The sequence below is a fragment of the Streptomyces sp. DH24 genome, assembly GCF_029813775.1.
Taxonomy (GTDB): Bacteria; Actinomycetota; Actinomycetes; order Streptomycetales; family Streptomycetaceae; genus Streptomyces.
In genome coordinates this window covers 250,821-263,601 of record NZ_JARVKW010000002.1, presented here as the reverse complement: position 1 = coordinate 263,601, position 12,781 = coordinate 250,821, and the positions used below count along the sequence as shown (strand labels likewise).

Here is a 12,781-nt window from a genome sequence, read left to right as displayed (position 1 = left end):
GGGACAGGGTTCACGTGCCCACTGACGAGAAGACTCTGACGTACCTCAAGCGGCTCACCACCGACCTTCGCCAGACCCGTCAGCGGCTGCGTGAGGTGGAGGCCAGGGACCACGAGCCCATCGCGATCGTGGGGATGGGGTGCCGTTTCCCGGGTGGGGTGGATTCGCCGGAGGCGTTGTGGGAGTTGGTGGCGTCGGGGGGTGAGGGGGTCTCGGGGTTCCCGGTCGACCGGGGCTGGGATCTGGCGGGGTTGTTCGGTGATACGGGGCCGGGCACGTCGTCCGCGCGGGAGGGTGGTTTCCTGCATGACGCGGCGGAGTTCGATGCGGGGTTGTTCGGGATCAGTCCGCGTGAGGCCCTCGCCATGGATCCGCAGCAGCGGTTGCTGCTGGAGACGTCGTGGGAGGCGCTGGAGCGGGCGGGTGTGGACCCGCTGTCGCTGCGGGGTTCGCGGACGGGTGTGTTCGCGGGCCTGATGTACCACGACTACGCCTCCCGGCTGCCCGCCACACCGGACGAGGTGGAGGGCCTGCTCGCCAACGGCAATGCGGGCAGTGTGTTCTCGGGTCGTGTGGCGTATGTGTTCGGGTTCGAGGGGCCTGCGGTGACGGTGGACACGGCGTGTTCGTCGTCGCTGGTGGCTTTGCATCTGGCGTGTCAGTCGTTGCGGTCGGGGGAGTGTGACGCGGCGTTGGCGGGTGGTGTGACGGTGATGGCCACGCCGGCGACGTTTGTGGAGTTCTCGCGGCAGGGTGGGTTGGCGTCGGACGGTCGGTGCAAGGCGTTCGGGGAGGGTGCGGACGGTACGGGCTGGTCCGAGGGTGCGGGTGTTTTGGTGCTGATGCGGTTGAGTGAGGCGCGTCGGCTGGGCAGGCCGGTGCTGGCGGTGGTGCGGGGCAGCGCGGTCAACCAGGACGGGGCGTCGAACGGGCTGACCGCTCCGAACGGGCCGTCGCAGCAACGCGTCATCCGCCAGGCGCTCGCCGCCGCCCGCCTCACCGCCGCCGAGGTCGACGCCGTGGAGGCACACGGCACCGGGACCCGGCTCGGCGACCCCATCGAGGCCCACGCACTCCTCTCCACATACGGGCAGGCGCGCGGCGAGGACGGCGAACCCCTGTGGCTCGGCTCGGTGAAGTCCAACCTCGGGCACACCCAGGCCGCCGCAGGCGTGGCCGGTGTCATCAAGATGGTGATGGCCCTTCGCGCCGAGCGCCTGCCGCGCACCCTGCACGCCGACGAGCCGTCGTCGCACGTGGACTGGTCGTCGGGCGCGGTGGAGCTGCTGACCCAGGAGCGGGCGTGGCCGCGTGGTGAACGGCCGCGGCGGGCCGGTGTGTCGTCCTTCGGCATCAGCGGCACCAACGCCCACGTGATCATCGAGGAAACCCCCGCGCCCGAGCCGCCCGCAGCGGACCCCGAGTCGCCGTCCGAGAACCCGGAGAGCCAGAGCCTCCCCGACCGGAACGTCCAACTGCCCGTGATCCCCTGGGCGGTGTCCGCGAAAAGCGCCGACGCACTGCGCGCCCAGACCGAACGACTGGCCTCCGCCGCCCTCGACTCCGCGCTCGACACCGGCCTCTCCCTCGCGACCACCCGTGCCGTACTCGACCACCGGGCCGTCATCCTCGGCCACGACCTCGACGACCTGCGCACCCAGCTGGCCCAGCCGATGGTCAAGGGCGCGGTGACCGACGGCCGCACCGCGTGGATGTTCACCGGCCAGGGCAGCCAGCGCCCCGGCACCGGACGCCAACTCGCCGCCACCTTCACCGCGTTCGAGAACGCCCTGGACGAGGTGTGCGCCCTCCTCGACACCGAACTCGGCCTCGCCCTCCCCCTCAAACAGGTCCTCTGGAGCGACGACCACGCCGAGACACTGCGGGACACCGGCTACGCCCAGGCGTCCCTCTTCGCCCTCCAGACCTCCCTCGTACGGCTGCTGCGCTCCTGGGGCATGGAACCGGACGTCGTCCTGGGCCACTCGGTGGGCGAACTCGCCGCCGCGTACGCCGCCGGCGTCCTCGAACTGCCCGACGCGGTACGCCTCGTCGCCGCCCGCGCCCGCCTGATGCGGGCGCTGCCCGAGGGCGGGACGATGGCCGCGATCGAGGGAACCGAGGAGGAGATCGCCGCCCTGCTGACGGACGGCGTGGTCGTCGCCGCCGTGAACAGCGCGACCTCCGTGGTCGTCTCCGGCCGGGAACACGCGGTCGACCAGGTGCTGGCCGCGGCGGACGAGCAGGGCCGCCGGACCACCCGGCTGCGCGTCTCGCACGCCTTCCACTCACCACTGATGGAACCGATGCTGGCCGCGTTCGCGGAAGTCGCCGGCCAGATCACCTACCACCGACCCTCGACGCACGCCGTCACCACCCTCACCGGCACCGTGGTCACCGGCGGCGACTGGACCACCCCCGACTACTGGGTGCGGCAGGTGCGCGAGGCCGTCCGCTTCCACGCCGCCACCGAAACCGCCGTCCGGGAACTGGACGTCGCGCGCTTCCTCGAACTCGGCCCCGATCCCGTCCTGTCCGCACTGGTCGACCCGGCACCCGCCGCCTGCCTGCTGCGCCGCGACCGCGACGAACGGGAGACGGCACTCACCGCCGTGGCGCAGACCTTCGTGCGCGGCGCGCGGGTGGACTGGGCGGCCGTGTTCGCCGGCACGGGGGCGCGGGAGGTGCCCCTGCCGACGTACGCCTTCCAGCGGCGCCGCTACTGGCTCGAAGCACCCCGCACCGCCACCGACGCGGCAGGACTCGGCCTGCGCGCCGCCCGTCACCCGCTGCTCGGCGCTGCCGTGTCCGTGGCCGACTCCGACGCGGTGCTGCTGACCGCCAGGGTGTCCGTCGCCGATCACCCGTGGCTCGCCGACCACGTGGTGGCCGGTTCGGTGATCGTGCCGGGCACGGCGCTGCTGGAACTGGCCCTGGCCGCCGCCGACCGCGTCGGCTGCGACCGCGTGGACGAACTCACCCTCCGGACACCCCTGGCCCTTGCCACGGACCACGCCGCCGAACTCCAGGTCGCCGTGGCAGCCCCGGACCCCTCCGGGCACCGAACACTCCGCATCCACGCCCGCCCGCACGACGCCGCGGACGAACAGCCCTGGACGCTGCACGCGACGGGCGTCCTGGCCCCGAGCGCTGCGGCGACCGAGCCGGACCGGGACCTGCGGGCCTGGCCCCCGGAAGGGGCGGAGCGGATCGAAGTCGACGGCCTGCACGACCGACTGGAGTCGGCGGGTCTGTCGTACGGTCCGGCGTTCCGGGGGCTGCGGGAGGTGTGGCGCGCCGGGGACGACTGGTTCGTGGCGGCGACACTGCCGGAGCCGGTCGCGGGCGGCGCCGAGGGCTACGGAGTCCATCCGGCCCTGCTGGACGCGGTACTGCACGTCCTGGGGCTGTGGGAACGGGACCGTCCCGGAGCGCTGCTGCCGTTCCTGTGGTCGGGAGTCGAGCTCACGGCCGTGGGAGCGTCCTCGGTACGGGTCCGGGTCTCCCGGCGGGGCGAGGACACCGTCGCACTGCGCGTCGCCGACACGACCGGCGAACCCGTCGCGACGATCGACAGCCTGCTGCTCCGCCCCGTCGCCCCCACCGACCTGCGGACCGGTGACCCGTCCGTACGGGACGCCCTGTTCAAGGTCGAGTGGAAACCCCTGCCCGAAACGGCGAACGGGCCCACCGCCCACTGGTCGCTGATCGGCGACCTTCCCGACGGACTGGACGGCACCCGCGCACGCCGCTACGAGAACCTGGACGCCCTGCGCGCGTCCCTCGACGACGGCACCGAGCCACCCGGCACCGTCCTGCTGCCGGTCACGACGGCCGGACGCCCACTGCGCGAACCGGTGACCGCCACCCTCGGCACGATCAGGGACTGGCTCACGGAACCACGCCTGACCGACACACGCCTGCTGGTCGTGCTGCCGGCCGCGCACCAGAACGACGAGTCCTCGACGGACCCCGCCACGGCCGCCGTCCGGGGCCTGGTCCGCTCGGCGGCCACCGAACACCCCGGCCGGATCGCCCTGGCCGTCACCGACCCCGCCCCCGCGTCCTGGGACGCCCTGGCCCACCTTCCGCAGGACGCGACCGAGGCCCTTGTCCGCCAGGGGACGGCGCACGTACCCCGGCTGGTCCGCATGACCGGCGGCGACGTCCTCGTGCCGCCTGTGGGTGTGGGTGACGGCTGGCGGATGGATGTGGTGGAGCAGGGTCGGCTGGACGGTGTTGCGCTGGTTGCGGAGGAGCCGAGCCCGCTCGCGCCGGGCCAGGTACGGGTCGGTGTGCGTGCGGCGGGCGTCAACTTCCGTGACGTACTGAACGTGCTCGGCATGTATCCGGGTGATGCGGGGCGGCTCGGTCATGAGGGTGCCGGTGTGGTGTTGGAGGTCGGTCCGGGGGTTGAAGGGCTGGCGGTCGGTGACCGGGTGATGGGTCTGCTGGACGGTGCGTTCGGGCCGACGGCTGTGACGGATGCCCGGTTGTTGGCGCGGGTGCCTGTGGGGTGGTCGTTCGAGCAGGCGGCGTCTGTGCCGATCGTGTTTCTGACGGCGTATTACTCGCTGGTGGATCTTGCCAGGTTGCGGGCGGGTGAGTCGGTGCTGGTCCATTCTGCCGCGGGTGGTGTGGGGATGGCTGCGGTGCAGTTCGCCCGGCATTTGGGTGCGGTGGTGTATGGGACGGCGAGTGAGCCGAAGTGGCCGGTGGTGCGCGAGCTCGGCATTCCCGAGAGTCGGATTGCCTCTTCTCGTACCACGGACTTCGAGTCCCGTTTCCAGCCCGGTGTGGATGTTGTTCTGGACTCTCTGGCGGGGGAGTTCGTGGATGCGTCGTTGCGGTTGGTGCGGCCGGGTGGCCGGTTCGTGGAGATGGGCAAGACGGATGTTCGGGACGCGGAGGAGGTGCGTGCGGAGTTCGGGGTGGAGTACACCGCGTTCGATCTTATGGATGCGGGTCCGGAGCGGATCGCGGAGATGTTCGCCGCTCTGGTGGAGTTGTTTGAGCGGGGTGTGCTGAGGCCGAATCCGGTGGCGTCGTTCGGGATTGCTCGGGCGCCTGAGGCGTTGCGGTTGCTGGGGCAGGCCAAGCACGTCGGGAAGGTGGTCGTCTCGGTTCCGGCTCCGTGGCAGCAGTCCGGCACGGTGCTGATCACGGGTGGTACGGGTGGGCTGGGTGCTGAGGTGGCCCGGCATCTGGTGAGCCGGCATGGCGTGCGGGACTTGTTGCTGGTGTCCCGGCGTGGTCTCGAAGCCCCGGGCGCTCGCGAACTCACTGAGCAGCTGAGTAGGTTGGGCGCGCGGGTGAGCGTCCGGGCCTGTGACGTCAGCGACCGTGAGGCGCTGGCGGGTGTGCTGGAGGGCGTCCGGCTGAGTGCTGTCGTCCATGCGGCCGGTGTCCTGGACGACGGTCTGATCGCGGACCTGACTCCGGAGCGGCTGGCGCGTGTCCTCGCCGCGAAGGCGGAATCGGCGCTTCACCTGCATGAGCTCACCCGTGGCCATGATCTGTCGGCGTTTGTGTTGTTCTCGTCCTTCGCGGGCGTGGTCGGGAACGTCGGTCAGGCCGCGTACGCCGCCGCGAACAATGTCCTGGATGCCCTGGCCGTGTCCCGCCGCGCTGCGGGTCTGCCCGGTGTGTCGTTGGCGTGGGGTATGTGGGAGACCGCCGAGGGCATGGGCGGCACGCTCGCCAAGGCCGAGTTGGACCGGATGGCCCGGCAGGGCTTCCCCGCACTGCCGACCAGTCACGGCCTCGCCCTCCTGGACACCGCCCTGCTCGTCAACGAACCGGTCGCCGTCCCCGTGGCCCTGCGTGTGCCGGCGCTCGCCGAGGCCGGGCGTGACGCACTGCCCGCCGTGCTGCACGATCTGGTTCCGGCCAGGGTTCGTCGGAGGTCGGCAGGCGGTGCCGCCGCCACGGGGGGTGAGCTCGCCCGCAGGCTCACCGGGCTGGCGCCTGCCGAACAGCGGCGGTTGCTGGTGGAGTTGGTGCAGCAACACGCTGCCGGGGCCCTGGGGCATGCCTCGGCCGGGGCGGTCGACGCGGCGCGCAGTTTCAAGGACCTCGGGTTCGACTCGCTCACCGCCGTCGACCTGCGCAACCGCCTCGGCTCGGCCACCGGCATCACCCTCCCCGCCACCCTCGTCTTCGACCACCCCAACCCGAACTCCCTCGCCGAGTACCTCGCGGAGCGCGTCCTCGGTGAGGTGGCGACGCGGGCGCAGGCCACGCAGCGTGCAAGGGCCGGAACCGACGACGATCCGGTGGTTGTCGTGGGGATGGGCTGCCGGTTCCCGGGCGGGGCGGAGTCGCCCGACGGGCTGTGGCAGCTCGTGGAGGAGGGCCGTGACGCACTCGCCCCCCTGCCCGCCGACCGGGGGTGGGACCTGAACGCGCTGGCGGACACGACCGCGGCCGGAGTCGGCGGCTTCATCGGTGATGCCGCGTCGTTCGACGCGGAGCTGTTCGGGATCTCGCCGCGTGAGGCGCTGGCGATGGACCCGCAGCAGCGGTTGCTGCTGGAGACGGCCTGGGAAGCGCTGGAGGACGCTGGCATCGACCCGACCTCGCTGCGGGGTTCGGCGACCGGCGTGTACGCGGGTGTCTCCGCGAACGGTTACGGCAGCGGGACGGTGGACGACCCGCAGGGCAACACCGAGGGGTATCTGCTCACCGGCAGCACGCCCAGCGTGGCATCGGGCCGGCTGTCGTACGTGTTCGGGCTTGAAGGGCCGGCGGTCTCCGTCGACACGGCGTGCTCGTCCGCGCTGGTGGCTCTCCATCTGGCGGCGCAGGCTCTGCGCGCGGGGGAGTGCGATCTCGCCCTGGCCGGTGGCGCCACCGTCATGGCCACACCGACGATCTTCCAGGAGTTCGCGCGGCAGGGCGGGTTGGCCGGCGACGGTCGGTGCAAGTCGTTCGCCGAGGCTGCCGACGGCACTGGTTGGGCCGAGGGTGGCGGCATTCTGGTGCTGGAGCGGTTGTCCGACGCCCGCCGTAATGGGCATCCCGTGCTGGCCGTCGTGCGGGGCAGCGCGGTCAATCAGGACGGGGCGTCGAACGGGTTGACCGCGCCGAACGGGCCGTCGCAGCAGCGGGTGATCCGGCAGGCGCTCGCCGCCGCCCGGCTGGAACCCTCCGAGGTGGACGCCGTGGAGGCGCACGGGACCGGTACGCGGCTCGGCGACCCGATCGAGGCGCAGGCATTGCTGGCCACGTACGGGCAGGGGCGTAGTGACGACGAGCCGCTCTGGCTGGGGTCGATCAAGTCCAACATCGGTCATGCGCAGGCGGCTGCCGGTGTGGCCGGTGTGGTGAAGATGGTGATGGCGTTGCGCCGGGAGCGTCTGCCGCGCACGCTGCACGTGGACGAGCCGTCGTCCCACGTGGACTGGTCGACGGGTGCGGTCGCGCTGCTGACGGAGGATCGTGCCTGGCCGCGTGGTGACCGTCCGCGGCGGGCCGGTGTGTCGTCCTTCGGTATCAGCGGCACCAACGCCCACGTCGTCCTGGAGGAAGCACCGAGCGCACCCTCGCCGCAGCCGCAGCCGCAGCCGCAGCCGCAGCCGCAGCCCCAGCCCTCGGCCGCTGTCCCCGTCATCCCCTGGCTCCTCTCGGGCCGCACCGCAGACGCCCTCCGCGCCGGGGCCGAGCGGCTGTCCCGGTACCTCGAAGAGGACGCCCCTCACCCCGTCGACGTGGGCCTGTCGCTCGCCACCACGCGCGCGGCGCTGGAGCACCGGGCGGTCGTACTGGGCCCCGACGCCGAAACCCTGCGCGCCGGACTCACCGCACTCACCGGACCGGCTGAACTCGGCGGACCGGCTGAACTCGCCGGACCGGCCGTCACCGGCGTCGTCACCGAGGGCCGCACCGCGTGGATGTTCACCGGACAGGGCAGTCAACGCCCGGGTGCGGGACGCGAGTTGTACGCCGCGTACCCCGAGTTCGCCGCCGCGCTCGACGAGGTGTGCGCCCTGCTCGACGCCGAGCTCGCCGGTCACCCCGGCTTCGGGACGCCGGTCCGCGACGTCATGTTCGGTGCCGAAGGCGGCCCGGAAGCGGCGCTGCTGGACCGTACCGGCTACGCGCAGACCGCGCTGTTCGCTCTGCAGACGTCCTTGGTACGGCTGCTGCGTTCATGGGGCGCCGAACCCGAGGTGGTGCTCGGCCACTCCGTCGGTGAGTTCGCCGCGGCGTACACGGCGGGGGTCTTCGAACTCGCCGACGCGGTGCGGCTGGTGGCTGCCCGTGCCCGGCTGATGCAGGCGCTGCCCGAGGGCGGGGCGATGGCCGCGGTCGAGGCGGACGAGGCGGAAGTCGCCGCACTGCTCAGGGGCGCGGAAGACGTGGCGGTCGCGGCCGTCAACGGGCCTCGGGCCGTCGTGGTGTCCGGCAGTGAGGCAGGCGTCGAGCGGGTCATGGCGGCCGTGTCCGGCCTGGGCCGCCGCACCACCCGGCTGCGCGTGTCCCACGCCTTCCACTCGCCGCTGATGGAGCCGATGCTCGCCGAGTTCGCCGGGATCGCCGCCCGCGTCGACTACCGCCGGCCGGTTCTCGCCGCGGCCTCGTCGGTCACCGGCGAGGCCGTCGGCGAAGCGGACTGGGCCACCCCCGCCTACTGGGTGGAGCAGATACGCCGCCCCGTCCTCTTCCACGAGGCGCTGCGCGGCACCACCGGGCCCCTCGCCGCGGGCCGGCTGCTGGAGATCGGGCCCGACCCGGTGCTGACCGGGCTGGCCGACCCGGCGACCGCGCCGTCCTTCGCCGTGCTGCGCAAGGGCCGCCCGGAGGCCGCGACGCTGCTCACCGCCGTCGCCGAACTGTTCGTCCGGGGCGCCACCGTGAACTGGGCGGCACTCTTCGCCGGTTCCGGCGCGCACCGGGTGAAGCTGCCCACGTACGCGTTCCGGCGCCGGCGGTACTGGCTGGAGCCCGCCCGTGCCCGCGTCGACGCACGCGGTCTCGGCCTGGGCACCACCGGGCATCCGCTGCTCGGCGCGTCCGTCCCGGTGGCCGGTTCCGAGACCCTGCTGCTGACGTCCCGGCTGTCGGTCCGTACGCATCCGTGGCTGGCCGACCACGTCGTGGCCGGCAACGTCGTCGTACCCGGCACGGCCTTCGTGGAACTCGCCCTCCAGGCCGGCGACCGGGCCGCCTGCGCACACCTCGCCGAACTCACCCTCCAGGCGCCCCTCGTCCTCCCGCAGGACGGCGGTGTGAGCGTCCAGGTCGCCGTCGAGCCGCCGGACACGGACGGCGACGGCAGCCGCGCGGTTCGGGTGTACGCCCGTCCCGACGACGCCGCCCCGGACGACGCCGCCCCCGACCAGCCGTGGACCCTGCACGCCACCGGCCTGCTGGCCCAGGAGACCGGGCCCGGCCGGCCCGGCGCGGACCGGGACGCGAGCGAGCTGCGCGCCTGGCCGCCCGCCGACGCCGACGAACTCCCCCTGGACGCGCTCTACGCACGACTCGACCGCTCCGGGCTCTCCTACGGCCCCGCCTTCCGGGGCCTGGACCGGGTCTGGTCGCGCGGCGACGACCTGTACGTGGAGGCGGCCCTGCCCGAGCAGGTGTCCGGGCAGGCGGCCGACTTCGCACTGCACCCGGCGCTGCTGGACACCGTGCTGCACGCCCTGGCCCTGCGAAGGCCGGAAGAGGAGCGGGAGGCGCTGCTGCCGTTCCTGTGGTCCGGCGCGGCGCTGCACGCCGTCGGCGCGAGCAGGGTACGGGCGCGGATCACACCGCGCGGCTCCGGCGAGTACGCGCTGCACGTCGCCGACGCGGCGGGCGGGACCGTGGCCGTGGTCGACTCCCTGCTGCTGCGCCCCGTGTCCGCGGCCGGCCTGCTGCGGACCGCCACCGGACCGGAGAGCCTGTACCGGCTCGACTGGAGCCCCGCACCCGCCGCCCACGGCCGGGACACGGGCCCCTGGGCCGTGGTGGGCGACAGCACCGCGAGGACTTCCTGGGCGGAGGCCGCACCGGCCGCGTCGCACCACCCGGACCTGGCGGCACTGACCGCCGCCGTCGAGGCCGGGGAGACACCCGCGCCCTCGGCCGTCGTGCTCGCCGTCGGCGCGAACTCTGGTGAACTCCTGGGTGGGGTTACTGGTGTCCTGGATGCCATGCGGACCTGGCTCGCGCAGGAGCGGTGGGCGGACACGCCCCTGGTGGTGACGACCACCCATGCGGTCGTGCCGCGCCCCGGCGTCGGCACGCAGACCCCCGACCCGACGGGCGCCGGGGTGTGGGGACTGGTGCGATCGGCGATCAGCGAGCACCCCGGGCGTTTCGTCCTGGCGGACGTCGACGGCACCGCCGCCTCGTACCGTGCTCTCGCCGCCCGGCTCGCCCCGCGGGACGAGCCCCAACTGGCCCTCCGCGACGGCGAGGCGCTGGTGCCGCGCCTGGTGCGGATGGCGTCCGGGGGTGTGCTCGTGCCGCCGCCGGTGACGCCGGAGATGTCCTGGCGGATGGACGTCGGACAGCGCGGCACCCTGGACGGCGTCGCGCTGATCCCCGAGGCACCCCGCGCCCTCGCACCGGGGCAGGTCCGGGTCGCGGTGCGGGCGGCCGGCGTCAACTTCCGCGACGTCCTCAACGTCCTGGGCACCTACCCGGGCGACGCGGGCCGCATGGGCCTCGAAGGCGCCGGCGTCGTCACCGAGGTGGGCCCGGACGTGACCGGCCTGGCGGTCGGCGACCGGGTGATGGGCCTGCTGGACGGGGCGTTCGCGCCGACCGCCGTCACCGACGCCCGGCTGCTGGCCCGGATGCCGGACGGCTGGACGTTCGAGCAGGCGGCGAGCGTGCCGGTCGTGTTCCTGACCGCCTACTACGCGCTGGTCCACCTCGCGGACCTGCGGGCGGGCGAGTCGGTACTGATCCACGCGGCGGCCGGCGGCGTCGGCATGGCCGCCGTGCAACTGGCCCGGCACCTGGGCGCCGAGGTCCACGCGACCGCGAGCGAGCCGAAGTGGCCCGCCGTGCGCGAACTGGGCGTACCGGACGAGCGGATCGCCTCCTCCCGGGACACCGGGTTCGAGCAGCGCTTCCGGCCCGGCGTGGACGTGGTCCTCGACTCGCTGGCCGGGGAGTTCGTGGACGCCTCCCTGCGGCTGCTGCGTCCTGGCGGCCGGTTCGTGGAGATGGGCAAGACCGACGTACGCGACCCGCAGCGGGTGCGTGCCGAGCACGGGGTGTCGTACACCGCGTTCGACACGTTCGACGCGGGCCCGGAACGCATCGCCGCGATGTGGGCGGCGCTGCTGGAGCTGTTCGAGCAGGGCGCGCTGCGTCCCGTCCCCGTGACGGCCTACGACCTGGCCCGTGCCGGGGACGCGCTGCGGCTGCTGGGCCGGGCCGGCCACACCGGCAAGGTCGTCCTGTCACTGCCCGCCCCCTGGCAGCGGCCCGGCACGGTGCTCGTCACCGGTGGCACGGGCGGACTGGGCGCCGAGGTGGCCCGGCACCTGGTCACCCGGCACGGCGTCCGGGACCTGCTGCTGGTCTCCCGGCGCGGCCCGGACGCGCCCGGCGCCACTGACCTGGCCGAGCGGCTCGGGGAGTTGGGCGCGCGGGTCCGCGTCGAGGCCTGTGACGTCGCCGACCGCGAGGCCCTCACCGCCGTACTGGACGGCGTCCGGCTGAGCGGCGTCGTGCACGCGGCGGGCGTCCTCGACGACGGTCTCGTGACCGCGTTGACGCCCGAGAGGCTGGCGCGCGTGCTGGCGGCGAAGGCCGAGTCCGCCCTGCACCTCCACGAACTCACGCGCGGCCACGACCTGTCGGCGTTCGTGCTGTTCTCGTCCTTCGCCGGTGTGGTCGGCAACGCGGGCCAAGGGGCCTATGCCGCCGCCAACAACGTCCTGGACGCCCTCGCCGCGACCCGCCGCGCGCAGGGCCTGCCCGCCGTCTCGCTCGCGTGGGGCATGTGGGAGACCGCCGACGGCATGGGCGGCCGTCTCCCCGAGGCGGACGTGGCGCGGCTGCGCCGGCAGGGCTTCCCGCCGCTGCCCACCGACCGCGCCCTGGCCCTGCTGGACACCGCACTGCTCGTCAACGAGCCCGCGGCCGTCCCCGTGGAACTGCGCACCCCGGCCCTGGCGGCACGGCGGGACCAGGTGCCGTGGGTGCTGCGGGACCTGCTGCCCGCCGGACGGCAGCGCCGGGCCGCCGGCGCGGCCGACGGTGCCGGCGAAGGACTCGCCCGCAGGCTGCGCGGGCTGGGCCCGGCCGAACGGGACCGGGTGCTGCTGGACGTGGTCCAGTCGCAGGTCGCGGCCGTCCTCGGACACGGCTCCGCCGGTTCCGTCGACCCGTCCCGCGCGTTCAAGGAACTCGGGTTCGACTCGCTGACGGCGGTCGACCTCCGCAACAGGCTGAACACCGTCACCGGACTGCACCTGCCCGCCACCCTCGTCTTCGACCACCCGACGATCCTCTCCCTGCGGGACCACCTCGCCGCCGAACTGGCCCCCGCCGACGACGGTGACGCCGCCTTCCTCCTCGGCGAGCTGGACAAACTCCGCGGCGTTCTCGCCGAGGCCGCGCCGGCCGCCGGCGACGACGTGCGCACGGAGATCGGCAACCGCCTCCAGCACCTGCTCACCACCTGGTCGACGGCCTCCGCCGCCGAGGACGGCGGACCGGAAGCACACCAGGACGACCGCGTCGAGCTGGACAACGCCAGCGACGACGAACTGTTCGCACTCCTCGACGACAAGCCCTGGGCGGCCAACTGACGCCTCCCGGGCGCCCCCAC

The 12,781-nt window shown here is 73.6% G+C and carries 1 protein-coding gene; it reads left to right on the top strand.

Features of this window, described 5'->3' with window-relative positions:
• Window positions 1-14 precede the first annotated feature (14 nt).
• Entirely contained in the window at window positions 15-12,761 is a 12,747-nt protein-coding gene (locus QC282_RS02545; protein ID WP_279547493.1) for a type I polyketide synthase, read from the top strand.
• Window positions 12,762-12,781 lie beyond the last annotated feature (20 nt).